Here is a 24,395-nt window from a genome sequence, read left to right on the forward strand (position 1 = left end):
CGGACTTGCGCTCGGGCAGCGGGATTCGGCGAACGACTTCGTCGGGCAGCTTGGCATCAGGATCCACGATGATCTGCATGGTCACGTCGAGGTCGTCGCCTCTGCGTTCCCGCTTCGATGCGGACTGCTGTTGCGCCAGAGCGCCGTGCGCCAGCAAGCACAGGGCGATGATGGTTACGTACCTCACTCGTGGTCGAATGATGGTCGCCCACCCCTCGGGTGGCAAGCAGGCAGCTGTGACGGGCGTCATGGTCACGAGGTTTGGCTGTCCAGCACGTTGAGCCTGACAGTCACCCGGCGCGTGCGGCCGCCGTGCTCGATGACCGCCACCAGCTGGCCGGCGCCGGTTGACCGAGCCACCACCGGCAGCGACAGCACGTTGTTGCCGGGTGCGAGATGCGTCTGCCAGTCGATCTCGCGCTCCTCCTCGAAACCTTCCAAGGCCACGCTGCCGGTGGCCACGATGCGGATGGTCGCGTCTTCGAGGGCGCGTTCGGAATCGATCAGGACGTCGATGGCGCGAGTTTCGTTCAGCGCGAGTGTGATGTCCGCGGGACTGGAGCCCGGCGGGCGTAACAGAAACAAGGTGAACAGCACCGCGACGGCGGCGCCCACGACTGCACCCGTCCAGGTTTCCCAACGGCTCACCAGGTGCGCGAGCCGGCCTCGCGGCCGCGCCTGACCGGTGGCTTTGGCGAACGCACGATCGACGAACTCGGGACGTGGCTCCGGCGCAGGCATGCGCTGGAGCGCCCGGCGCAAGATTTCGGAGTCTTTATCCACGGTATATGCCTGAATGTCGGAAGGTGACGACGGTGGGCCCACGCTTCATACACGAGCCAGCCGTGAATTTCGTTCCGAGGCCAGCAGTTCCCGCAACCTGGCGCGGGCGCGGTGCAATCGTGACTTCAACGTACCCAGCGGCACGTCCATGATCTGCGACAACTCCGGCAGGCTGTAGTCCTCGATATCGTGCATCGACAACACGACCCGGTGTTCTTCGCCGAGGCTTTCCCACGCAGCCAGCACCCGCTCCTGGGTGAGCTCTCGTTCCATCAGTTCGGCCGGACCGGCCGAAGGATCGATGTATTCCTGGCCATCGTCTTCGCCGCTGTCCGCGGGCGCGTCGGCGACGAACTGCACCGGCGAGCTGCGCTCGCGCCGCACCTGATCCACGAAGATGCGATACATCACCCGCAGCGCCCACGGGCGGATGCGGTCGAGCCGACGTAACTCATCGAGCTTGGGAAACAGGCGGACCAGCAGTTCCTGCACCAGGTCTTCGGCGCGGTCCACCGCTCCAGTCCAGCGAAACGCGGCGCGGTACAGGGCGGGGACGTGCGGTCTCAGCAGATGGTCGAACTCGGCTGCCGCGTTGGCATGCGACGGACGATCGCGCTTCTGCAGAACCATGATTGCCATTAAGCCTCACACGGATCGTTCTGTCGAATGGTTCCGTTGGCAAAGCATTGGAACCGTTTGCTCGAGCCGACCGTGTCACTTCAAAGGCGTAATGTCGCGTCGTGCCTGGAAGCGAGATTGGGAATGTTCAATGACGATCAGGTGAAGATGACCGGTTCGATCATCCTCAGTTTGATCTGGACGCTGTTGGTCAGCAGCGTGTTGTTTGCTCTGGCGGGTTAGCCGCAATCGAGTCTGTGACCGATGCCGCAGTCGACCGCGCCGCGAGTGTGCTAGCGCAGCTCAGTGGAGGGTCGAATCCGATTGCTCACAGTCTCACCTGATCAGCGACGTGACGCCCCTGTCGTGAGCCGATTTGTTTCTAGCGGGCGAGCAGTGTTTGCCGTGGGGAGCCGTGTCGCCGGGGCGGGGGAGCCGCCTCGGCGACGCGTTTTCTTTCTGACGCGGATGCGGGCGCATTCTTTCTGACGCGGGATCCGAGCATCTGCCCGGCCCCGCGTGGCGAGTCGGCAAAAGCGGTGACTTTTGCCTTCTCGCCCGCCAACGTTGTGGCGGGTACTTCCCTGTTCCGGGGGCTGGGTGCCCTGACCTCACATAACGATCTCAATGCACGCCGGGGCGCTGCTCGTTCTGAGTTGCGCGCGCGCCCTGGCGCTGACGGGCGTGGCTGCCTTCTTCGATCTCTTCGATGATCTTGGCGGAGAAGGCGTCGAGATCGTCCGGGTTGCGGCTGGTGATGATGCCGCGATCGGTCACCACTTCGCGATCCACCCATTTGCCGCCGGCGTTGATCACGTCCGTCTTGATCGAGTGATACGACGTCACCTGCCGGTCGCGCACCGCGTCCAGCTGCACCAGCAGCCACGGCGCATGGCAGACCGCCGCCACCACCTTGCCCGAATCCAGAAACGAACGAATCAACTGCAACGCCTGCTCATTCACGCGCAGCAGGTCGGGATTGATCTGTCCGCCCGGTAGGACGATGGCGTCGTAATCGTCGGCCTTGACTTGATCGAGCGTCTTGTCGACGGTGACGCTTTCACCCCAATCCTTCAACTTCCAGCCGCGGATCTGGCCTTTCTCGGGGGCCACCACGTCGACCTGCGCGCCAGCTTCTTTCAACTTACGCTGCGGGACCAACAACTCATCCTGCTCGAAGCCGTGTGTGGCAAGAATGAGGACTTTAGCTTGGCTGATTTCAGGCATGACGCACCTCCTTCAACGAGTACCACTAAGCGTGTGAATGCCACTGAAGTTCCGGGGCCGCAGGCCTCGATAGAAGGCGCGTGAGCAGGGTCGCCACGTGGACGTCAGCATCCGCCGGCGCTACAGTCCGTCGCTTCTTCGGAAAGGGAAATACCGGCATGCATCGACGAGGCAGATTGTTTCGCATGCTCTCGCTGTGGAGCTGCCTGGGTCTTGCTTGCGGAGCGAGCGCGCAGGAGCTGTCGACATGTGAGTTGCCGGACATCGCGCAGCAGGCGAAGTGCGGAACGATCGAAGTGCCGGAGAACTGGCAGCGGCCCGAGGGACGAAAGCTCGGAATCGCAGTGGCGGTTCTGCCGGCAACCGAACCGAAAGCGTTGCCCGATCCGATCGTCTTCTTGATGGGCGGCCCAGCCGAAGATGCGATCAGCGCCGCGAGCGTGTTTGCGAAGTGGTACGAGCAGGCGAGGCGTGATCGCGATCTGGTATTCATAGATCAGCGCGGCACCGGCAAGTCACATCGGCTGGCGTGCGACATCTATGCGGGCATAGACGCTGAAACATTGTTCCGGGACGCTTTTCCGCTAGCTCCCATCGAACAATGCGCTCGCGACCTGAGCAAGATCGCCGACCTCACCCAATACACCTACGGGCATTTCATACGCGACCTGGAGCACATACGCCAGAAACTCGGCTACGGCCCGATCAATCTCAGCGCCGGCTCCTACGGCACGCGCCCCGCGCAATTGTTCATCAGAACGTATCCACAAAGCGTCCGCACCGTCTTTTTCCACAGCATCGTTCCCATCGATGTCGCCATTCCACTGCCGATGAGCAAGGCGGCCCACACTGCGATGGACCGCGTCTTGAACGACTGCCAGGCGCAGCCGGAGTGTCGAGCCGCATTCCCTAACGTGCGCGAAGAACTCACCGAAGTGTTACGGCGGCTCGACACGCAAGAGGTGAAGGTCGCCATTGCCGGCCAGGCAGAGCAGGTGCGACTGCATCGCGGCCGTGTCGCCGAGCGGCTGCGTTCGATGATGTATCGGGAGGAGGGTGCGGAGCGCATCCCGCTGGTCATTCACCGGATGTATCAAGGTGACTACCGCGACGTGGTCGAAGACATCCTCGAGAACGCGCGGGGCGCATCCACTGCGATCAGCTTCGGCTTGTTCTTTTCGATCGCCTGCAACGAGGACGTGCCGTTCATTCGCGAGTCGGAGATAGCCCCGGCTACCGCAGGCACCTACCTGGGCGAGTATCGAGTCCGGCAGCAACAGGCGGCCTGTTCGAAGTGGCCGAAGAGCTCGTTACCCGCCGGTTATCGCCAGCCGATTCGTTCAACGGTCCCGGCGCTGTTCGTATCGGGCGATAGCGATCCTGCCACGCCGCTGTGGTTCACGGAACATGCCGCGAAGGGATTCGGAAACAAGGCCGAAGTCGTGCTCGGCAATCGCGGGCACACCGAATGGCGGCCCTGCGTCGCTGAGATCTACCGGCGCTTCGTCAGTTCGGGAACGGCGCAGGACCTGGATACGTCCACCTGCAAGCCGGAACCGCGGCGTCCGTTCAAGATCCCCAGCGAAGGCTAGCAACCTGCCATCCCACGATCGCTGACGCCGTGAAATAAAAAGCGAGGTCGGCCGGTCCATAGAGGAACGGTCATCGTCCGCGCAGAAACCATGCGTGCACGGAACCAACGTTGGAAGATATCCAGCGTCACTCGAGGCCGGATGCCGCGGGCTCGCAGGATTGGATACGATGGGTAGCACTTTACGAATATCGGAGTCGCCATGAACACAAGCTTGAAGGGGATGCTTCTGACGGGTCTGCTGGCGGTGGGCACGGCGTTGCCCGCGTGGGCAGCGTTGCAGGAGGGCGCCAAGGCGCCGGACTTCGTCGCGCAGGCATCGCTTGCCGGCAAGCCGTTTACGTTCTCGCTCAAGGATGCGCTGAAGAAGGGGCCGGTGGTCGTGTACTTCTATCCCTCGGCGTACACCGGCGGCTGCAACGTTCAAGCACGCACGTTCGCCGTCAACAAGGAGAAGTTCGCCGCGGCCGGCGCGTCCATCATCGGCGTCTCGCTCGACAGCATCGAACGGCTCAACGATTTCTCCGCCGATCCCGAATTCTGCGCCGGCAAATTCCCCACCGCCTCGGATGTGGACGGCAAGATCGCCCGTTCTTATGAACTGACGGTGCGCGAAGGCAGTTCGGGCGCGAAAGACACGCGCGGACAGGACATCGATCACGGCTTCGCCGAGCGCACCACCTTCATCGTGACACCCGACGGCCGCATCGCCGCCACGGTCGGCGGCCTCAACCCTGTCGATAACGTCAATAAGTCCCTGGAAATCGTGCAGAAGCTCAAGGGCGGCTGACGAAAGGCGGCTAGCGATGAATCGGGCTGGCGCCGGTGTTTGAACACTCTCCGGCGCCATTCCATGAAAATATATAAAGGTCCGTTGAAGGCTGGGCGTGCTGTTCCACCTGCACGATTGTCAGCATCCTGTCCGCGGCGCCACAGGGACTAGTTCAATTGAATCTCATCCATCCCCATTCCCTCAACGGAGAACGGATTCAGAAACTGACGAGTTGCGAGTAGCGCACGATCCGTCTTTGAGATCTCAGCCTCCTCGCACACAGCATCCCAGTGCTCTGCAATCGCCGCAACCTGCCGCTGTGCAATCTCCATTGCTTCATCGTGCGACAACAGAAAGTGATGTGCGGCCGCCAGGCACGTTGAAATTCTGCTCAGGTTGTCGTTTCCTGCGATCAGCATTGCCTGCGATGCCTCATTGCCTGCCCGCGGCTGCGGACAAATGTCATAGGCAGGCGTCAGTCTGAGGTATTCACCGTCCCAAAACGCAGCGTGATTCCGCGCATGGTCGTCGGTGTTGCCGCACAGAATGTTGAAAACCAGTCGCGAGAACAACTCGCGCAGATCTGCCCGTGGATCGGCAAACCGATGACGAATGATTTCCGCCAGATCCTCGTAACTCGCATATCGGGCCATCATCTCGTCCAGACCCAGCAGCGTCAGGGCGGACACCATTGCCTTGCGCTGCCACCCTCCATTTACCGCCGCACGATCGAACCGCTCGACCAGCAGCACATCCCTGCTCGAAGCGCGCCTTAAGCTCACGCCGGCCGAGTTCAGCCCTGCGTATCGAGCCAACCGCATCGCGATGAATTCTGCTTTCACGATGCTGTACAGATCGGTTGATGAGGAGAACTTGGCCAGATACTTGAGGTTGCCATCTTGAATGAGCGCTTTCGGACGCGCTCCACCGATCGCGCTGCCGTGCTGCAAGGCCTCTGCGAGTTCCTGCGTGAGAGGCACGCCCTGTTCGACGCGGTCCGCTGCCTCCATCAACTCAGTCAATGTCGCATTAGCGCCCTGCCGTGGCACGTACTCCGTTGCCGATGTTTGAAAATCCAGAGCGCCTGCCCGATCCGAACCGGATTCCATGAGATACGTCAATTCATCCAGTTGCGTTGTATCTGTCCGCGGACCGCGGATCCCGAGCAGCCTGTTGATCAATACGCGCCGTCCCCACGCATCAGGCGCCGCATCTCGAATACATCCAGGCATCGAAAGGCCTGGAAGGAGGGGTAGCACCCCGGCGCGCAGTGGCAGCTCCGTGTCATAGAGCGAAATCGCATTGGTGCGATCCAGGTAACTTCGGCCGTAGTTGAACTCGAGCCGAGTGCCGTTGGCGCTCAATCGTCCGGCCACGACCGGGTCGGTAGCACCGGGCAACCACGTCCAAACGAATGCTTCCGTGAACCCCTTCTTCTTAGAAAGCATCCTGGACCTTCTTGTCGGGGTGCGTGTGAGCCGGCAGCAACGCGATCTGCTCGTCGGTGCGCTTGATCCTCGCGCTCAAGGCGGCACTATCCGCATCGTAGAGCGGTACTCCAACAATCGCCGCCGCCTCGAACACCGCGCCGATTTGACATCCCGGATCGCCTTTTTCGATTCGCTGAACCAAGCCGCGAGAAATCCCTGCGCGATCCGCAAGCTCTTGTGCCGTCATCCGACGCTGCTTGCGCGCAAGCTTGATCTGCTGGCCGAGCAGTGTGATGGCCTGCCGACCGACTCGGGAGAATGGGCGTACCTTGGGTTTTGGCACAATTTGATCCATACCTAGTCCATATCTATCGGATATGGATCATTAATGAATCATTATACTAATCCGTAAATCGCCGCGCGTCAAAGCCGATGCGAGCTGCCTGTCGCTCGACGCTAGTACGGCCCGCGGGGCGCGCCTGGTTCTGGAGTTTCCCGAACCTCTGTAAGTTTCACGCCTTGCTCGCCACGCAGGGGTCAGATCGATGCTCAAGTCGAGGTTGGAAGAGGCGCAAGTTGCGGGGCCGCAGGTCCTTGTGGACGGTCAGCGTTCGATCAGGCCGGCGCGTAGCGCAATTAGCGTCAGCTCGGCCTGATTGCCGGCGTGCAGCTTTTGTTTGATGTTGTAGAGGTGCGTGCCCACGGTGGACGCCGAGAGGTTCAGCTCCGAGGCGATCTTGGGCACGGCCGCGCCATTGGCCAGACGCAGGAACACTTCGAACTCGCGTTCGGACAGCGCCTCGATCAAGGAGCTGGCGCCGCCGACTTCGGCGAGCGCGATCTCCTGCGCGAGTTTGGGATCGATATAACGCTGGCCCGCCGCGACCATGCGGACTGCTTCGAGCAGCGTTTCGGGCGCGGTGCGTTTGGATAGAAACCCGAGCGCGCCTTGTCGCAGAGCGCGCCGCGCGTGCATGGCGTCGTCGTGAGCGGAGAGCGCCAGGATTCTCACATCCTTATCTCGCGCACGCAGCCGCTTGATGGTTTCGAGCCCGCCCATCCCCGGCATGGACAGATCCAGCACCACCGTGTCCGGCGACAGTTCATCGAAGCGCAGGCAGGCCGCTTCGCCGCTGTCGGCTTCGGCGACCACGCGTACGTCGTTGACGGTTTCCAGGAGCAAGCGAAAGCCGGTACGCACCACGGTGTGATCGTCGACCAGCAGCACTTTGATCATCGCTGCGCTCCGAGCGGGATCTCCGCCGTCAGCTCGACGCCATGCGGAGCATGTTCGGTCAGAGTCAGCTTGCCGCCCAGCATTGCCATTCTTTCTTGCAGTCCTCGCAATCCGAAATGTCCCGGCCGCGACCATTCTTCCGGGAGTCCGACGCCATTGTCCGCCACGCGCACGCGCGCCGTCGAATCCGAGCATACGACTTCGACGTCCACCTGGGTCGGGCGCGCGTGCCGGACGGCGTTGATGACCGCTTCCTGCACCACGCGATAGATCGCGATGGTGATGCTATCGCCCAGCTGCGCCGGCAGCTCGTGGCGTAACGAGAATTGTATGGCCGGATGGCGACCTCGCCATTGTTTGATGAAGTCTTCCAAGGTTTCGGCCAGGCCCAGCGTGTCCAGCGTCAGTGGCGCGAGGCGAGGGATGAGGCCGTGCATGGCGTCGTAGAGCCGCGCGGCTTCCGTCGAAATCAATCGGGCGACCTCGGCGGTGCGCGAGCCGGCGTCGTGCTGATTGGCGATCACCACGGCGAAGCTGCGGATCGCCGTGACCGATTGGGCGAACTCATCGTGCAACTCCCGGGCAATCAGCCGTCGCTCTTCATCGAGCCGTTGCTCGATGAGTTGATCGAGCTCGCGTCGCTGCTGCAGGCGTTGCTCCGCCTCGAAGGCTTTGCGATCGCTCAGCTGCTTGTCCTGCAGCGCGGCGGCCATGCGATTGAAGGTCGCGCCGATCATGTTGGCTTCGTGACCTTTCAGCGGGGGCAGGCGATGCGCCAGTTCGCCTTGCTCGACGCGGGTGAGCCCGTCGACGATCACCGGCCAGGGCGCCATGGCCCGGCCGACCAGCCAGAACACGGCGATATTGAGCACCGCGAAGGCGATGCCGCCGAATATCACAAGCTCGATCAGATTGTCCCAACCGTCGAGGATAGCGCGCGAAGCATTGGCCTCGACACGCACTTCACCACCACCGCTCAATGGGAACACATGCACGGGCATGGTCGGCAATATCAGGGACGCAAACCAAGCCGGCGGTTCGCGGCCGGCCTTGTATGGCGAAGGCGGGGATTGATAGATCACCTCGTGATTCGCGTTCCGCATCGTGATCTCGTGCGCGCGCACGCGGCCGAGTTGCTCCAGGAAGGCGAGAATGGCCGCTTCGCCGCGTTGATCGAGTCCGACGATCATCCGCGCCAGCAACTGGGTGGCGACAATATTGGCGCCGGCGATTTCCTCGCCCACCGAGCGGCGCGTCCCGTCGAACTGCAGCCAGGCCGCCAGCATGACGAGCGCGGCGCTTAGGCTGGCGACGATCAGATTGACGTGAGTGCGGAGCTTCAAGGTTCGTCCTGAATGCCGGGAACGCCAAGTATGCACGGCGGGGCGCGAGGCGCGTTCGGTCTCATGAAAATCATGAGTGGAGAATCATGATGCTCGCGTGGCGGCGCCGGCCCGCCCGGGTGCATGGTCGGCTTGGAGTCGAGCGATCCATAAGGAGCCAATCATGATCTGGGAAACACCGGTAGCCATCGATCTGCGGCTGGGCATGGAAATCACCATGTACGCTGAACATCGCTGAGCGATGAGGGCGGGGCCGTCGCAACCCGGCGGCCTTGCCTGCTACATGCAGGTAAGAATTCTAGGCTCCGCCGCGGGCGGCGGCTTCCCGCAGTGGAACTGCAACTGCCGGAACTGTCTGGGCGTGCGACGGCGGGAGTTGAATGCACGGCCCCGGACGCAATCGTCGATCGCCATTCGCGGTGCGGACGAGACCGCATGGACCCTGGTCAATGCCTCTCCCGACATCCTGGCGCAGTTGCAAGCCAACCCGCAATTGCAGCCGGCTCGCACGGCGCGCGACACGGGCATTCGCAACATCGTTCTAACCGATTCGCAGATCGATCACACCACCGGCTTGTTGATGCTGCGCGAAAGTCCGCGGCCCTGGCCGCTGTGGTGCACCGATGGCGTATTCGCCGACCTCACCAGCTCCAATCCGATCTTGCAGGTGCTGCAGAATTATTGTGGCGTGAATCGTCAGCGCATCGAGCCGGGTGAATGGTTCACCGTCGAGGGCAGCGAGGAGCTGCGCTGGCAGGCGATCGCGTTGCCCGGAAAACCGCCCCCGTATTCCAAACGCAGCGCTCAGCCCGGCGACGTGATCGGGCTGGTGGTCGAGGATGTGCGGGCCGCTCGGCGGCTGTGTTACGCGCCTGGCGTTGCCTCCGTCGATGCGTCGCTGTTCGAGCTGATGGCCGGTGCTCACTGCGTGCTGGTGGACGGCACGTTCTGGACCGACGATGAGCTGATCGAGCTCGGCGTGTCGCGCAAGCGCGCCGCCGACATGGGACATCTCACGCAATCCGGCGGCATGATCGGCTGGCTCGACCGGCTGCCGCCGAGCACCCGTCGCGTGCTGATTCACATCAACAACACCAATCCGATTCTGGTCGAGGACTCGCCCGAGCGCGAAGTCCTGAACGCTCACCACATCGAAGTAGCGTACGACGGCATGGAGATCACAGTGTGAGCAACGCTGAGCTGGAGTCCGCCTGGAGCGCCGAGGATTTCGAGCAGAAGCTGCGAGAGCAGGGCCGCGCGTATCACATCTATCATCCGTTCAACGTGATGTTGAATTCGGGCCGAGCCACGCGCGAGCAGATTCAGGGCTGGGTGGCGAACCGTTACTACTATCAGATCAATATCCCGCGCAAGGATGCGGCCATCCTGGCGAATTGCCCGGATCGGGAGGTGCGGCGTCAATGGGTCGAACGCATTCTGGATCACGACGGACATGGCGACGATGCTGGCGGCATCGAGGCCTGGCTGCGCCTGGCTGAAGCGGTGGGCCTGGAGCGCACGGAAGTGGAAAGCCTGAGTCGCTTGATTCCAGGCGTGCGCTTCGCCGTCGACGCCTATGTGAATTTCGCGCGCCAGCAGCCGTGGCAGGAAGCCGTGTGCTCATCGCTGACCGAGCTGTTCGCACCAGACATTCATCGACAGCGTCTGTCGTCGTGGCCCGAACATTATCCCTGGATCGATCAGCAGGGACTGCAGTACTTCCGCAGTCGAATGTCGCTGGCTCAGCGAGACGTGAATCACGGGCTGGCGGTCACGCTGGCGTATTTCAAGACGCACGAACAGCAACGGCGCGCGCTCGAAGTGCTCAAGTTCAAGCTCGACATTCTCTGGGCGATGAACGACGCCATGGCTCGGCATTTTGGAGTGCAGTCATGACCCACGCCGACCGACCGAGCCTTCGCAGCGGAATTCGGTTGCAGTGGGAAGCCGTACAGAACTCGTATGTACTGCTATACCCCGAAGGCATGGTGAAGTTGAACACCAGCGCCTCGGAGATTCTGCGTCGTTGCGACGGCGTGCGCAGCGTCGATGAGATCGTGGCGGACCTGGAAGCCACGTTTCAACGCGCGGGTCTGCACGACGATGTGATGCACTTTCTCGAGCTCGCAACCGCGCAGGGCTGGATTGGCGCGACTCAATCGTGAGCACGACATGAGCACCGCCCATCCCTACTTGCCGGATGCTTCCAGCAGCGTGGGCCCGCCGTTGTGGCTGTTGCTCGAGCTCACCTATCGTTGCCCGCTGCAATGTGTGTTTTGTTACAACCCGGTGGACTTCGCGTCGGTCGAGAACGAGCTGACTACGCAGGAATGGCTGCGTGTGTTGCAGGAGTCGCGTGCGCTCGGCTCGGTGCAGCTCGGATTGTCGGGAGGCGAGCCGCTGGTGCGCGACGATGTCGAGGAGATCACGGCTGAGGCACACCGGCTGGGTTATTACACCAACCTCATCACATCAGGCGTAGGGTTGAGCCGCGAGCGTTTGACGGAGCTGAAGCGGGCAGGGCTGGATCACATCCAACTGTCGTTTCAGGATTCCACGCGCGAGATGAATGATTTCCTGTCGCACACGCGCACCTTCGAACTGAAGCGGCGTTGCGCCGAGTGGATCAAGTCGAGCGGCTATCAGATGGTGCTCAACTGTGTGATCCATCGCCTCAATATCGACCACCTCGAGACCATCATCGACATGGCCGCGCGCATGGGCGCCGATTATCTGGAGCTCGCCAACACTCAATATTATTCATGGGCGCATTTGAACCGGGAGCACTTGTTGCCATCGCGCGCACAGCTGGAGCGCGCCGAGCAGACGATGCGCCAATGGCGCGAGCGGCTGAAAGGCAAGATGCGCATCTTCTTCGTCGTGCCGGACTACTACGAACAGCGCCCGAAACGTTGCGCGAACGGCTGGGGAACCACGCTGATGACCGTGGCGCCCGATGGGACCGCGCTGCCGTGTCATACGGCGAAGATGCTGCCGGGCTTGAGTTTTCCGAATGTCCGCGAGCACGGCATGCGCGACATCTGGTTCGATTCCGAGGGATTCAATCGCTTCCGTGGCCAGGGCTGGATGAAAGAGCCCTGCGCCAGCTGTGAGGAACGCGACAAAGATCTCGGCGGCTGCCGTTGCCAGGCTTATCTGCTAGCGCATGATGCCGGCGCGACGGACCCGGTCTGCGCCAAGAGTCCGCATCATCATGTGGTGCTCGCCGCCGTCGAACGGGCGCAGCAACCGCGAGCGCCCGAGGCCCCGCTGGTGTTTCGCCGAAAAGAAAGCTCGCGGGCGCTGGCCCAGCGGCCGCTGCCTACACGATAGGTCCGCGCGAGTGTTGCAGCGGAATGTCGAGCCGCTTGCAACGCCGATATAACGTGTTGCGACTGACGCCCAGACGCTCGGCGGCGCGTGACATGTTGCCATCGCAGTCGCGAATGCATTGGATCAACGCATCGCGTTCGATGGAGCTCGGCGCCTCGCTGGTTTCTTCCGTGTGGGTCTGGCACAGCCGCACTTCGCTGGGCAGATCGACCAGCCGGATCACGTCGTTGTCGCAGATCGCGAGGATGGTGCGGATCACATTGCGCAGTTCGCGAATGTTCCCTGGCCAGCTGTAATCGAGCAGGCGCTGGAAAGCGTCCATCTCGATGGCCACGGGCCGGCCGTCGCAGCTCTCGGTCGCCAGGAACTCGCGAATCAAGCGTTCCTTGTCGCTGCGCTGAGCAAGCGAGGGCAGCTCGATGGTGATGCCGTTCAATCGGTAATAGAGATCCTCGCGGAATGCGCCGCGCGCGATCATCGCTCGCAGGTTCTGGTGCGAGGCGCACATCACCCGAAGATCGACCTGAATCGGCGTATCGGTTCCAAGCGGCATGACTTCCTGTTCTTCCAGCACGCGTAACAGGCGTGTCTGCAAGCTCAGCTGCATGTCGCCGATCTCATCCAGGAACAGCGTGCCGCCGGAGGATTGCAGGATCTTGCCTTTCATGCCGCTCCTGCGAGCGCCGGTGAATGCGCCGGCGGTGTAGCCGAACAGCTCGCTTTCAATCAGCGTTTCGGGAATGGCGGCGCAGTTTAGAGCCACGAACGGCCGATTGGCTCGATCGCTGGCGGCGTGCAGGGCGCGGGCAAACATTTCCTTGCCGGCGCCGGTCGGGCCTTGGATCATGACGGGCACGCGCGAAGTCGCCACCCGCCGCGCGCTGCGAATGTTGCGCGCCATCTGCGCATCTTCGCCGGCGAGGTCTTCCAGCGTGAAGATGCTCTTGCGCGTGGGCGCAGGCGGCAGTTGCAGAATCTCGCGCGTCGGCGTGGGAACCGAGATGGAGCGGCGCGCAGCCGCTTCCTGATCCAGGCTGAGAAAGAAATGTCGGCCGTAGGTCACATCGCGCACCGGGCGCAACGAGGTGTCGGTGCGACGTGAGGGTTCGACCAGTTCGGCGGCGCTCACGTCAAAAATCTCGTCAATGCCGCGACCGACGAGGGACGCGCGATTCTTGGCGCGCAACAGCCACAACGCGGTCTCGTCGACCGCGACGATTCGGCCGTCGCGCGACACTGCGATGGCGCCGCTGTGCTGCAAGTTCACGAATTCCGGTCGCGCGTGGAAGCGGAACACGGTCTCGCTCTGGAACTGCTGCAGGAACAAACATTTTTCAATCAGCTGAGCCGACAGGCTCACCAGCGCCATGGTGTGCGCCAGACTTGCGCGAGTGTCCCGCGCATTGAGCGTGGAAGCGTCGAGGACTGCGACCAGATTCCCCGAATGATCGCGAATCGGCGCGCCCGAGCACGACAGACCGATATGACAGGAGCGGAAGTGCTCCTCGCGATACACGATCACCGGTCGATTCTCGGCGATGCAGGTGCCGATGCCGTTGGTGCCTTCCTGTCGCTCGCTCCAGTCCGCGCCGATCATGAGTCCGGCGGAGCGGAACACATCGACCAGCGTGGCGTCGGTCTTCTCATACAGCACGATGCCGCTGGCGTCGGTGAGCACCAGCGCGTAGCCGGAGCCCGCGATGTGCTCGTACAGCCAGTCGATTTCGGCAGACGCGATCTGTAACAGATCGGCATGCTGGACCAGGCGCTCGGCCAGTTGCGCCGCGTCGATGACGGTGGGCGCATAGGTGCGTCGCCCCGGATCGATGGAGTAGTCGAGCGCGCAGCGGCGCCAGGAACCGGCGATCGCCGGATGCAAAGTGAGCGGAGGACCGAGTGCCGGCGTCTTGGGCTCGCGCACGAGCTCCAGTACATTGCCCGCATGCACTGCTGTTGCGTCCATGGGTTCTCCTTCGGTTCATCCCCCATGCGGCAGTGTGTCAACTGTGTCGTGACAGTGTCACGCCCTGTATCGCCCCTGACACACTTGCCGCGGATTGATTTTCCACTGCATCCCTTGCAGTGATCGTTACCGCCGGCTGCGCGAGTTTAACCGTCTTAGTTAATCTGTGGCATATGACTTGCTCGATCCGAACCCGAAAGGAGGGCAGAAGCATGGCATTTGTAGCTTGGCGGCCACTTGGATGGTTGATTTTCTTCGGTGTATGCGGATCGGTATTCGAAGTTGCCGCAGCCGATAACAATGCAGGCAGCGGCCGCGCCTATGTTTCCAACGAGGATGGACAGAGTGTTTCGGTGTTGGATCTGGCCAGCAACACCAGCATCGCGACCGTGGAAGTAGGCAAACGACCGCGCGGGCTGAAGCTCTCGCCCGACGGATCGCGCTTGTTCGTGGCGGTGAGCGGCTTGCCGAAATGTCCGCCTAGCGTGCCGGACGAGGTGTGCGCCAAGCGCGAGCGCGATTTGAAAGCCGACGGCATCGCCATCGTCGATACCGTCGAACACAAGCTTATCAAAGTGTTGGCGGCGGGCTCCGATCCGGAACAGTTCGCCATGAGCGCCGACGGCAAGCGCCTGTATGTGGCCAACGAAGACGTGGGCCTGATGTCGGTGGTCGACGTCGATGTCGGAAAAGTGCTTGCGAAAGTGAAGGTGGGGCTCGAGCCCGAAGGGGTGGGTGTGAGCCCGGACGGTCGCTGGGTGCTGGTGACCAACGAATCGGACAACTCGGTGTCCGTGATAGATACCAAGACACTCGAGGTGAAACAGCATGTCACGGTCGGCAAACGTCCGCGAGACATGGCTTTCAGCCCCGACGGCTCGGTGGCCTATGTGTCCGGAGAGCTCGATGCTTCGTTGTATCGGATGGCGGTGCCGGCAGGCGAGCCGGTGCAACGCGTGTTGCAGCTCAGAGAGGCTGCCAAGCCGATGGCGGTGGTTCTCGATGATGCGCGCAAACGCTTGTATCTGAGCACCGGGCGCGGCGGCACGGTGGCCGTGGTCGATACCAAGCAAGCGCCGAAGACTTACAGGCTGATCAAGGAGATCGAGGTCGGCGCGCGGCCGTGGGGAATCGCGCTAACGGTCGATGGCCGCTTTCTCTACACCGCCAACGGCCCCTCCAACGACGTGACGGTGGTGGACACCACGGCGCTCAGCGTCGTGAAGCGCATTCCGGTGGGAAAAACCCCTTGGGGTGTCGTGATCGGGCCGGCCCCACCGCGGTGAGGCCCAGCCGGTCATTTCTCGATCCGGTCAGTCCTTGATCAGGCCGCACTCGCGCTCTGCTTCGGACTCCAGCAGACGAAAGCGTTTGGCCAGGGCGCGGCCTTTTTCCGGATCGCGGAACACCGCGCCGCCCTCGCCAGGCAGCCCGGCGTAGCGCGCGAAGGTAATGGACTCGACGAAGTCGTCGTAGCTGAGCTGATCCGCGATGCGGTCGATCGTGCACGAGCACTGATAGACGTTCGCGAGGCTGTCCTGATGCCTGCCGATACATTCATTCACGTATTCCACCCGCGCCTGCGTCGGATAGTCGTGCTTCGGCGGCGCGCTATTTACTGGAATGCTGAATGTCACCAGCGCAACCACGAATCCGATCGTGATCATGCGCGCCGTCGAGCGGCGGGCTGCGGAGTGGCACAGGCGTTGCATCGTCATGTTCGCCTCGTTGAGGTGGAGTGTGTTGGCGCCGACCATCATTGTGCATGCAGCGCGCCAGCGGCGATCAACAAAAAATTTCTCGGTCAGTCTCGGGGGATTGAACATGAAACGTCAGCATTGCTGGGTCCTGCTGGTGGCTGCCACGTCCACTGTATCCGTGGCTTCGGCGACGGACTTGGAAATGGCCATGAGCAAGTCGTCCAATTGGGCGGCTCAAGCCGGCGATTACGCCAATCATCGTTATAGCGACTTGAAACAGATCAACGCCGGCAACGTCGGCCGGATGCAAGTGGCATGGACCATGTCGACCGGCGTCCTGCGCGGTCACGAGGGATCGCCGCTGGTCATCGGCGACACCATGTATATCCACACGCCGTTTCCGAACAACGTCTACGCCATCAACCTGAAGGACCAATCCTACAAATGGAAGTATGAGCCCAAGCAGGATGCGGCGGTTGTCCCGGTCATGTGCTGTGACACTGTGAACCGCGGCCTGGCCTACGGCGATGGCAAGATCCTGCTGCAACAGGCCGACACCACGCTGGTGGCGTTGGACGCCAACAGCGGCAAGGTGATGTGGACCGCCAAGAACGGCGATCCGAAGATCGGCGAGACCAACACCAACGCGCCGCATATCTTCAAGAACGTGGTCATCACCGGCATCTCCGGCGGCGAGTTCGGCGTGCGCGGTCGGCTGCTCGCGTATGACTTGAAGACCGGCAAGAAGCTGTGGACCGCGTGGAGCACCGGTCCGGACAACGAGATCCTGGTCGATCCGGCCAAGACCATGACCTGGACCAACGGCAAGATGGCGCCGGTGGGCAAGGACTCCTCGATCAAGACCTGGAAGGGCGATCAATGGAAGCTGGGCGGCGGCACCACCTGGGGCTGGTATGCCTACGATCCGAAGCTGAACCTGGTGTATTACGGCACCGGCAACCCGGGCACGTGGAATCCCGCGCAGCGCCCCGGCGACAACAAGTGGTCGATGACGCTGTTCGCGCGCGACTTGAACACCGGCATGGCCAAGTGGGCCTACCAGATGACGCCGCACGACGAATGGGATTACGACGGCGTCAACGAAAGCGTGCTGGTGGATCTGAACATCAAGGGCAAGCAGGTGCCCTCCATCGTGCACTTCGATCGCAACGGCTTTGCCTATACCTTGAACCGCGAGACTGGCGAGCTGCTGGTCGCAGAAAAATACGATCCGACCGTGAACTGGGCCACCAAGGTCGACATGAAGACCGGCCGGCCGGTCGTCGATAAGAGATATTCGCCAGGAACGACCGGCCCGGACGTGAACGTGAAAGACATCTGTCCGGCCGCGCTCGGCACCAAGGACCAGCAGCCCGTCAGCTTCGATCGCAAGAGCAACCTGTTCATGGTGCCCACCAACCATGTCTGCATGACGTACGAGCCGTTCCAGGTTGAGTACACCGCGGGTCAGCCGTATGTCGGCGCGACTCTGACGATGTATCCGACGCCGGGCAGTCACGGCGGCATGGGCAACTTCATCGCGTGGGACGCGGCACAGGGCAAGATCGTCTGGTCGAAGCCCGAGCGCTTCTCGGTCTGGTCCGGTGCGCTCACTACCGCCGGCGACGTCGTGTTCTACGGCACGCTCGAGGGCTACATCAAAGCGGTGTCCCCGAAGGACGGCAAGGAGCTGTGGAAGTTCAAGACGCCCTCCGGAATCATCGGCAACGTGTTCACGTATGAGTACGGCGGCAAGCAGTACGTCGGCGTGTATTCGGGTATCGGCGGTTGGGCAGGCATCGGCATGGCGGCCGGCTTGACCGAATCGACCGAAGGCCTGGGCGCGGTGGGCGGCTATAAGGACCTGGCGAAGTACACCACCTTGGGCGGCTCGCTCTTCATCTTCGGACTGCCGGACTCCACGTCCTCGGCCACCACCTCCCTGCAGCAGTGAAGATTCATGAATTACAACGTTCAGCGGGTCATGAAGTGGTCAACGGTCGTTTTGAGTCTCAGCATCGCCGCGGTGTGCGTCAGCGCAAGTGACGCGCCCGCGGCGGGCGCCAGCAAAGCGTCCGCGGGCGATGCTCTCTACCAGGTACAGGACGGCAACAAGGTCGACCAAAAAACCCTGCAAGGTTGGAAGACATGGCGGGCGCTCGCGTGCGAGCGCTGCCATGGCGCCGCCCAGGAAGGCATGGTCGGTCCGTCGCTGGTGGAGTCGCTGAAGACACTGAGCAAAGAGGACTTCCACGACATCATGATGAACGGGCGGCCCGAAAAGGGCATGCCGCCGTTCAACACCAGCGCCATGGTGAATGAGAACTGGGAAGGCCTGTACGCGTATTTGAAAGGTCGCTCCGATGGCAAGATCCAGCCTGGTCGCCTCTCGCCGATGCAATAGTGTGCGCCTGGGCGCGTCCGCGCTGATTTGTCTGTTGTTGTCGCCAGGGGCAACTCCGGCGAATCAGGCGGAATCGGTCCTGCGCGTGTGTGCCGACCCGGACAACATGCCGTTGTCCAATCGGCGCGGCGAAGGCTATGAAAACAAGATCGCCGAGGCGTTGGCGAGCGATCTCGGCCGTCGCGTCGAGTACACCTTTTTCCCGCAACGCATGGGCTTCGTGCGCAACACGTTGCGAGCGCGCGATGAGAAGACCAAGCAGTTCAAATGTGACGTGATCATCGGAGTGCCCAAGGGATATGAGCTGACCGCGACCACGCGGCCTTACATGCACTCCACTTATGCAATGGTGTTCGCGCAGCGTCCCGAGTTCGGCGATCTGCGGGCGGCGGACGACTTGATGAAGCTGCCCCGAAACAAGCTCGCTTCGTTGCGCATCGGAGTGTTTGCGCGCTCGCCGGGCGCCGACTGGTTGTTGCGCAACGGGCTGATGGAGCGCGCCGTGATGTACGCGGCTCAAAGCGGCGATCCCGCCGAGAATCCCGCGCACACCATCGAACAGGATCTGGCGGCGAACAAGATCGACCTCGCCATCGTCTGGGGCCCCATCGCCGGTTTCCTGGTGGAGCGACATTCGGGCGACCGGCAGTGGCAGGCGGTGCCGTTCCTGCCCGATCCGCAGATCAAGTTCGATTATGAGATCGCGATGGGCGTGCGCTTCGGCGAAAGGCAATGGCAGGGCGTGCTCGATGCCTGGATCGACCAGCACCAGTCGACCATCGATCGGATCCTGTCGAGTTATCGCATTCCGCTGCTCGACGCCAGCGGCCAGCTCAAGCAAACCGTTCCGGAGAAAGGTACATGAAAGTCAAAGCCGCAGTCGCCTACGCCGCCGGCAAGCCCCTCGAAGTGACCACGGTCGATCTCGACGGGCCGCGCGCCGGCGAAGTGCTGGTGGAAATCAAGGCCACCGGCATCTGTCACACCGATGAGTTCACTCGCTCCGGCGCCGATCCGGAAGGTTTGTTTCCTGCCATCTTCGGCCACGAGGGCGCCGGCGTCGTGGTGGATGTGGGGCCGGGCGTGACCACGCTGCGCAAGGGCGATCATGTCATTCCGCTGTACACGCCGGAATGTCGCCAGTGCAAATCGTGTCTGTCGCGCAAGACCAATCTGTGCACGGCGATTCGCGCGACCCAAGGCAAGGGCGTGATGCCCGACGGCACCAGTCGCTTCTCCGTCGGCAACGAGATGGTGCATCACTATATGGGCTGCTCGACCTTCGCGAACTTCACGGTGATGCCGGAGATCGCGCTCGCCAAGATTCGCGAGGACGCGCCGTTCGACAAGGTTTGTTACATCGGCTGCGGCGTGACCACCGGCATCGGCGCGGTCATCAACACCGCCAAGGTGGAGCCGGGCGCCAACGTGGTCGTGTTCGGCCTGGGCGGCATCGGCCTCAACGTCATCCAGGGCGCGCGCCTGGCCGGCGCCAACAAGATCGTCGGCGTGGATATCAATCCCGGCCGCGTCAAGCTCGCCGAGGCTTTCGGCATGACGCATTTCGTGAATCCCAAAGAGGTGGGCGGCGATCTGGTGGCACACCTGGTGAATGTCACCGATGGCGGCGCCGACTACAGCTTCGAGTGCGTCGGCAACGTGGATCTGATGCGCCAGGCGCTGGAGTGCTGTCATCGCGGCTGGGGCGTTTCGGTGATCATCGGCGTCGCCGGCGCGGGCCAGGAGATCAAGACGCGTCCGTTCCAGCTGGTGACCGGGCGGGTCTGGAAGGGCACGGCGTTCGGCGGCGCGCGGGGCCGCACCGACGTGCCGAAGATCGTCGACTGGTACATGGAAGGCAAGATCAAGATCGACGAGCTGATCACGCACCAGATGCCCATCGATCGCATCAACGATGCGTTCGACCTGATGCACAAGGGCGAGTCGATCCGCAGCGTGGCGATCTTCTGAGCGGCCAGTCAATTCCTTCAGATCAGGCAACAACGAATTGGAGAACGATCATGGCAGCGTTAAAGATTCATCCGTCGGTCGACAACGGCGTGCAGGCCGGCCAGAGCGGTTTCGCGGGCGGCACCTTGACCTGCAGATGCAAAGACAATCAGGTCACGGTGAAACTGGCAGGGGACGTCGCGTTCAATCACGTCTGCGGCTGCACCAAATGCTGGAAGCCCGAAGGCGCGTTGTTCTCCATGGTCGCGGTCATTCCTCGCGACAAGCTCCAGGTCACGGCCAACGCGCAGAAGCTGAAGATCGTCGATGAGTCGGCCGCCATCCAGCGCTATGCGTGCACCGGCTGCGGCGTGCACATGTATGGCCGCATCGAAAACAAGAACCATCCGTTCTATGGCTTCGACTTCGTGCACACCGAGCTGTCCACCGACAAGGGCTGGGCAGCCCCCGAATTCGCGGCGTTCGTGTCGTCCATCATCGAGTCCGGCGCCAAGCCCGAGAACATGGGCGCGGTGCGTGCGCGGCTGCAGGAGCTCGGCTTGCCGACGTACGATTGCCTGTCGCCGGCGCTGATGGATCTGATCGCGACACACACCGCGAAGGCGAAAGGCGTGCTGGCAGCGTGACCCAGCAGCAGCGCTACCAGCGATGGTGAACGTGGCGGGCGATGTTTCGTTCGTACATCGAGCGCAACGCCTGCATTGTTTCCTGGGACAATGGCGCAAGGTCACTTGCGACCACGTTCGCCTGCGCCTGCTCTCGCGATTTGGCGCCGGGGATGACGACTGATACGGCGTCTTCCATCAGGATCCAGCGCAGAGCGAAAGCCGCCATCGACGCGCCTGCCGGCACCAGCGGACGAATCGCGTCGATGGCGTCCAGGGCGATTTCGTAGGGTACGCCCGAGAACGTCTCGCCGACATCGAACGCCTCGCCATGACGATTGAAAGCGCGGTGATCGTCGGCGGCGAATTGTGAGTTCCTGTTCAACTTGCCGGTCAACAGGCCGCTTGCCAGCGGCACGCGCGCGATCACGGCAACCTTGCGCGCCTTGGCTTCCCTGAAGAACAGCTCCGCCGGGCGCTGACGAAAAATGTTGTAGATGATCTGCACCGAGACCACGCCGGGGTACTCGATGGCCTTGAGCGCTTCTTCGACCTTTTCCACCGACACGCCGTAGTGACGGATCCTGCCGTCGGCGATCATGCCTTCCATCGCCTCGAACACCTCGGGGCGGTAGTACACCTCGGTGGGTGGGCAATGCAATTGCACCAGGTCGAGCGTGTCGACGCCGAGATTCTTCCGGCTGCGATCCACGAACGCTTCGAGATTGGCTCGCGTGTAACCGTCACCCACGTGCGGCGACAACCTGCGCCCGGCTTTGGTTGCGACGATGGGACGCCGGCCCGTCCAGTCCTCGAGCACATCGCGAATGATGCGCTCGGAGCGACCGTCCCCATACACATCGGCGGTATCGATGAAGCTCGTGCCCGCTTCCAGGGCGGCGAGCAGCGCATCGCGCGCCTGTGACTCTTCGACATCGCCCCACGAGCCGCCGATCGCCCAGGCGCCGAAGCCGATTTCCGAAACGTCCCAGCCGGTGCGACCGAACGGGCGAGTGTGCAAGGTCATCGATTCACTCCCGAAACGACACGGTAAAACGCGCAGGATAACCACGGCTGCGGGCGGTGTCGCGTCGATCGGCCGTTCGAGAACGGAACTCGATCGCGCATCGGCAGATTAAGGACTCAATACCGGCAGATGACACCGGGGCCGCCGCCGTGCGAACGGGTATCGCCCATCGCCACAAAATCCTGTTTGTCTCCATCGGCGCGATCGCGCTGGTCGTCATGGGCGCCGCCGCGGGCGCGGTGGTCTTGCTGTCCGGCGCGTACAGCACCGCTGCGACCAAGCAGCACTTCGGCATCACGTATCGCATCCTGGAGCTGGGCCTGCGCTTCTCTGTCACCCGTCACGCGGACCAGATCGTCGTGCCGGACCTGCAACGCGTGGCGAATGTAAAAGTGGGCTATGCCTGCTACCGCCAGTATTGCCAGCAGTGTCATGGCGCGCCCGGCGTGGCGCGCGATCCGCTGGGGCGCGGTCAACTGCCATCGCCGAGCAGCCTGTCCGAGTCGGCTCGCGATTGGCCCGAGGCGCATCTATTTTACGTCACGGCGAAGGGCGTACGCATGTCGGGCATGCCGGCGTGGGAATTCCGGATCTCGGAGGACGGACTGTGGTCCACGGTCGCCTATTTGAAAGCCATGCCGTTCATGACGGCGGCCGAGCATCGAGCGCTGGATGCATCGATGACGACAGAAACCTGTCCGCCGCCCGCCTCTGCGCCGCGCTACAGCCGGGAGAACGCGCACATCATGTTCCGACAATACGCCTGCGACAACTGCCACATCATCGGCGGCATGGTCGGGCCGAACACGCACGTCGGGCCATCGCTCGAAAAATGGCGCGAGCGAAAATACATTGCCGGCGTCCTGCCCAATACGCATGAGAACCTAGTGCGCTGGATCGTCGCGCCGCAGGACATCAGCCCTCACACCCTGATGCCGGATCTGGATGTGATCGAATCGCACGCTCAGCTCATGGCGCGCTACTTGATGACGACGGACGAGTAGTCATGCGTCATCGATCCATCGCGTGCCGCTCGATCGCACTGACGCTCATATGGTCATGGCTTGCCGGCTGCATCCCCGGTCACGACTACGAGCCCAGGGTCATCGGTGGAGATCCGGAGCGCGGGCGTGCGGCGTTGGCGCGCCACGAGTGTGGCGTCTGTCATGTGATTCCAGGGGTGCCCGACGCCGTGGGCAAAGTCGGCCCCGCCTTGGACCGATACGCGCGACGCTCGTATGTGGCGGGCAAATTCCCGAACGAGCCGGAAACATTGGTGCGCTGGATCGTGGATGCGCCCGCCATGGCGCCGCAGACTGCGATGCCCGCCGTTCCCATGTCGGACAAGGACGCGCGAGACATGGCCGCTTATCTCTATGAGTCGGATTGAGCATGCAGTCGACTCATCCTTCCTCCGCTCTGGATCCTGCCGCGAACAGCGGCGCAGCGCTCATCGATCAGTTGGGAACTGTGCTCTATGTGGGGGCCGCGATCATCTTCGTGGCAGTGATGGCGCTTGCGCTGTATGGCGTGATCGCAAGAGCCAGAGCGATCAATGCGCGCAGCTGGATTCTCGGTGGCGGTCTGGCGTTTCCGATCTTCACATTGACGGTGCTGCTGATGTACTCGCTGGCGGTCGGCAACGGCTTGAACGCCATCGGTTCAAGCAATGCGCTGCAATTGTTTCTGGAATGTTTCGGCATCGGCGAGGCCCGCGAGCGTGCGCCCGCGGACGGAGTGTTGAAAGTTCATGTCATCGGCAAGCAATGGTGGTGGGAAGTGCGCTATGAGCAGCCAGGACGAGAACCAGTGGTGCTGGCGAACGAGATCCGCATGCCGACCCATCGGCCCGTAGAACTGGTGCTCTCGACCACGGACGTGATTCACAGCTTCTGGGCGCCGTCACTGGCCGGCAAAGTCGACATGATTCCCGGTCGCACGACCCGCTTGCGGTTGCAGACCAGTGAGGAAGGAACATTCCGGGCGCTATGCGCCGAGTATTGCGGCGGGCAGCACGCGTTGATGGCGCTGTTCGTCATCACCCAGAGCGAGGATGATTTCGGTGCCTGGCTGGCGCGTCAGGCGCAGCCAGTGACTGAGCCGCGCGATGCGTTTCTGAAGCAGGGTTACGACGCGTTCTTTCGCGGCGAATGTCACGAATGCCATACCGTTCGCGGCACGCCCGCCAATGGCGTCTCGGGTCCTGATCTTACGCACGTCGGCGGCCGCAGGTCGCTCGCGGCTGGGACCTTGAACAATCACATCGGCACCATGGCCGGCTGGATTGCTGGCGCGCAGGAGGTGAAACCGGGCAACAAAATGCCATCGAGCCTTGCGTACACCGGCGTCGAGTTGAGAGCGCTGTCGGCCTGGCTGGGGAGTCTCGAGTGA

The 24,395-nt window shown here is 62.4% G+C and carries 26 protein-coding genes; 16 read left to right on the forward strand and 10 right to left on the reverse strand.

Translation table 11 applies throughout. The annotated features are described in order from the left end of the window. Nucleotides 1–252 precede the first annotated feature (252 nt). From JM946_RS15355 to JM946_RS15365, 3 genes are all read right to left on the reverse strand, one after another. On the reverse strand, nt 253–783 hold the full coding sequence (locus JM946_RS15355; protein WP_203168179.1) for a hypothetical protein: 531 nt from the start codon (nt 781–783) through the stop codon (nt 253–255). Nucleotides 784–828: 45 nt separating this feature from the next. Then, nucleotides 829–1,413: an RNA polymerase sigma factor gene (locus tag JM946_RS15360; RefSeq protein WP_218042888.1), complete on the reverse strand. Its 585-nt coding sequence runs from the start codon at nt 1,411–1,413 to the stop codon at nt 829–831. Nucleotides 1,414–2,025: 612 nt separating this feature from the next. Further along, nucleotides 2,026–2,628 (reverse strand): type 1 glutamine amidotransferase domain-containing protein, encoded by a 603-nt coding sequence (locus JM946_RS15365; RefSeq protein ID WP_203168182.1) that lies wholly within the window; start codon nt 2,626–2,628, stop codon nt 2,026–2,028. Between the two features lie 158 nt (nt 2,629–2,786). On the opposite strand from JM946_RS15365, the gene JM946_RS15370 reads away from it, so the two are divergent. Together JM946_RS15370 and JM946_RS15375 are read left to right on the forward strand one after the other, a co-directional pair. After that, a complete protein-coding gene (locus JM946_RS15370) occupies nt 2,787–4,220 on the forward strand; it encodes an alpha/beta fold hydrolase (protein WP_203168184.1) in 1,434 nt (477 codons plus the stop codon). Between the two features lie 201 nt (nt 4,221–4,421). After that, nucleotides 4,422–5,009, forward strand: a complete 588-nt coding sequence (locus JM946_RS15375; RefSeq protein WP_203168185.1) for a peroxiredoxin — start codon at nt 4,422–4,424, stop codon at nt 5,007–5,009. Between the two features lie 149 nt (nt 5,010–5,158). Here the strand turns inward: JM946_RS15375 and JM946_RS15380 are convergent, their stop codons facing one another. The 4 genes from JM946_RS15380 to JM946_RS15395 all read right to left on the reverse strand — a co-directional run bounded on the left by JM946_RS15380 (nt 5,159) and on the right by JM946_RS15395 (nt 9,001). Further along, entirely contained in the window at nt 5,159–6,439 is a 1,281-nt protein-coding gene (locus JM946_RS15380; RefSeq protein ID WP_203168186.1) for a type II toxin-antitoxin system HipA family toxin, read from the reverse strand. Beyond that, complete coding sequence (locus tag JM946_RS31685) at nt 6,429–6,776, reverse strand: helix-turn-helix transcriptional regulator (RefSeq protein WP_218042889.1); 348 nt, start codon at nt 6,774–6,776, stop codon at nt 6,429–6,431. Before JM946_RS31685 ends, JM946_RS15380 begins: the two co-directional genes overlap by 11 nt. 249 nt (nt 6,777–7,025) lie before the next feature. Then, nucleotides 7,026–7,658: a response regulator gene (locus JM946_RS15390; protein ID WP_203168189.1), complete on the reverse strand. Its 633-nt coding sequence runs from the start codon at nt 7,656–7,658 to the stop codon at nt 7,026–7,028. Next, a complete protein-coding gene (locus JM946_RS15395; RefSeq protein ID WP_203168190.1) occupies nt 7,655–9,001 on the reverse strand; it encodes an ATP-binding protein in 1,347 nt (448 codons plus the stop codon). Before JM946_RS15395 ends, JM946_RS15390 begins: the two co-directional genes overlap by 4 nt. A 163-nt stretch (nt 9,002–9,164) precedes the next feature. Between JM946_RS15395 and pqqA the strand changes: the two genes are divergently transcribed. From pqqA to pqqE, 5 genes are read left to right on the forward strand one after another with little or no spacing between them, the layout of a single operon-like run. After that, on the forward strand, nt 9,165–9,239 hold the full coding sequence (gene pqqA / locus JM946_RS31690; protein ID WP_129645968.1) for a pyrroloquinoline quinone precursor peptide PqqA: 75 nt from the start codon (nt 9,165–9,167) through the stop codon (nt 9,237–9,239). Nucleotides 9,240–9,284: 45 nt separating this feature from the next. Further along, nucleotides 9,285–10,190 (forward strand): pyrroloquinoline quinone biosynthesis protein PqqB, encoded by a 906-nt coding sequence (pqqB, locus tag JM946_RS15405; RefSeq protein WP_203168193.1) that lies wholly within the window; start codon nt 9,285–9,287, stop codon nt 10,188–10,190. Then, nucleotides 10,187–10,897 carry a pyrroloquinoline-quinone synthase PqqC gene (gene pqqC / locus JM946_RS15410; RefSeq protein ID WP_322110938.1) on the forward strand — a complete coding sequence of 237 codons (711 nt, stop codon included), beginning with the start codon at nt 10,187–10,189 and terminating at the stop codon, nt 10,895–10,897. The genes pqqB and pqqC overlap by 4 nt, the downstream gene beginning before the upstream one ends. Continuing rightward, the gene (pqqD, locus tag JM946_RS15415) at nt 10,894–11,166 is read left to right on the forward strand and encodes a pyrroloquinoline quinone biosynthesis peptide chaperone PqqD (RefSeq protein ID WP_203168195.1); all 273 of its coding nucleotides are present in this window, start codon (nt 10,894–10,896) and stop codon (nt 11,164–11,166) included. Before pqqC ends, pqqD begins: the two co-directional genes overlap by 4 nt. 7 nt (nt 11,167–11,173) lie before the next feature. Continuing rightward, nucleotides 11,174–12,334 (forward strand): pyrroloquinoline quinone biosynthesis protein PqqE, encoded by a 1,161-nt coding sequence (gene pqqE / locus JM946_RS15420; RefSeq protein WP_203168196.1) that lies wholly within the window; start codon nt 11,174–11,176, stop codon nt 12,332–12,334. On the opposite strand, the gene JM946_RS15425 is transcribed toward pqqE, so the two are convergent. Beyond that, nucleotides 12,324–14,297, reverse strand: coding sequence for a sigma-54-dependent Fis family transcriptional regulator (locus tag JM946_RS15425; RefSeq protein ID WP_203168197.1), 1,974 nt, complete (start codon nt 14,295–14,297; stop codon nt 12,324–12,326). The two genes, pqqE and JM946_RS15425, sit on opposite strands and share 11 nt — an antisense overlap. Before the next feature lie 212 nt (nt 14,298–14,509). On the opposite strand from JM946_RS15425, the gene JM946_RS15430 reads away from it, so the two are divergent. Continuing rightward, nucleotides 14,510–15,583 carry a cytochrome D1 domain-containing protein gene (locus tag JM946_RS15430; protein ID WP_203168199.1) on the forward strand — a complete coding sequence of 358 codons (1,074 nt, stop codon included), beginning with the start codon at nt 14,510–14,512 and terminating at the stop codon, nt 15,581–15,583. Nucleotides 15,584–15,610: 27 nt separating this feature from the next. On the opposite strand, the gene JM946_RS15435 is transcribed toward JM946_RS15430, so the two are convergent. Continuing rightward, nucleotides 15,611–16,015: a hypothetical protein gene (locus JM946_RS15435; protein WP_203168200.1), complete on the reverse strand. Its 405-nt coding sequence runs from the start codon at nt 16,013–16,015 to the stop codon at nt 15,611–15,613. A gap of 106 nt (nt 16,016–16,121) precedes the next feature. Between JM946_RS15435 and JM946_RS15440 the strand changes: the two genes are divergently transcribed. Genes JM946_RS15440 through gfa form a run of 5 tightly spaced genes read left to right on the forward strand, consistent with a single transcriptional unit; the run spans nt 16,122 to nt 20,998 of the window. Next, nucleotides 16,122–17,951, forward strand: coding sequence for a methanol/ethanol family PQQ-dependent dehydrogenase (locus JM946_RS15440; protein ID WP_203168202.1), 1,830 nt, complete (start codon nt 16,122–16,124; stop codon nt 17,949–17,951). Between the two features lie 6 nt (nt 17,952–17,957). Continuing rightward, nucleotides 17,958–18,401 carry a c-type cytochrome gene (locus JM946_RS15445; protein ID WP_203168204.1) on the forward strand — a complete coding sequence of 148 codons (444 nt, stop codon included), beginning with the start codon at nt 17,958–17,960 and terminating at the stop codon, nt 18,399–18,401. Then, complete coding sequence (locus JM946_RS15450) at nt 18,361–19,266, forward strand: quinoprotein dehydrogenase-associated putative ABC transporter substrate-binding protein (protein WP_203168205.1); 906 nt, start codon at nt 18,361–18,363, stop codon at nt 19,264–19,266. The genes JM946_RS15445 and JM946_RS15450 overlap by 41 nt, the downstream gene beginning before the upstream one ends. Beyond that, nucleotides 19,263–20,372 (forward strand): S-(hydroxymethyl)glutathione dehydrogenase/class III alcohol dehydrogenase, encoded by a 1,110-nt coding sequence (locus JM946_RS15455; protein WP_203168207.1) that lies wholly within the window; start codon nt 19,263–19,265, stop codon nt 20,370–20,372. The genes JM946_RS15450 and JM946_RS15455 overlap by 4 nt, the downstream gene beginning before the upstream one ends. Nucleotides 20,373–20,422: 50 nt before the next feature. Beyond that, nucleotides 20,423–20,998, forward strand: a complete 576-nt coding sequence (gene gfa / locus JM946_RS15460) for an S-(hydroxymethyl)glutathione synthase (RefSeq protein ID WP_203168209.1) — start codon at nt 20,423–20,425, stop codon at nt 20,996–20,998. Nucleotides 20,999–21,011: 13 nt separating this feature from the next. Here the strand turns inward: gfa and JM946_RS15465 are convergent, their stop codons facing one another. Continuing rightward, the gene (locus tag JM946_RS15465) at nt 21,012–21,998 is read right to left on the reverse strand and encodes an aldo/keto reductase (RefSeq protein ID WP_407700562.1); all 987 of its coding nucleotides are present in this window, start codon (nt 21,996–21,998) and stop codon (nt 21,012–21,014) included. Between the two features lie 155 nt (nt 21,999–22,153). Between JM946_RS15465 and JM946_RS15470 the strand changes: the two genes are divergently transcribed. From JM946_RS15470 to JM946_RS15480, 3 genes are read left to right on the forward strand one after another with little or no spacing between them, the layout of a single operon-like run. After that, the gene (locus JM946_RS15470) at nt 22,154–23,008 is read left to right on the forward strand and encodes a c-type cytochrome (protein ID WP_203168213.1); all 855 of its coding nucleotides are present in this window, start codon (nt 22,154–22,156) and stop codon (nt 23,006–23,008) included. A gap of 2 nt (nt 23,009–23,010) precedes the next feature. Continuing rightward, nucleotides 23,011–23,394: a c-type cytochrome gene (locus JM946_RS15475; protein ID WP_203168215.1), complete on the forward strand. Its 384-nt coding sequence runs from the start codon at nt 23,011–23,013 to the stop codon at nt 23,392–23,394. A 2-nt stretch (nt 23,395–23,396) separates the two neighbouring features. Then, entirely contained in the window at nt 23,397–24,395 is a 999-nt protein-coding gene (locus JM946_RS15480) for a cytochrome c oxidase subunit II (protein WP_203168217.1), read from the forward strand.

It is taken from the genome of Steroidobacter gossypii (assembly GCF_016801985.1).
GTDB classification, from domain to species: Bacteria; Pseudomonadota; Gammaproteobacteria; order Steroidobacterales; family Steroidobacteraceae; genus Steroidobacter; species Steroidobacter gossypii.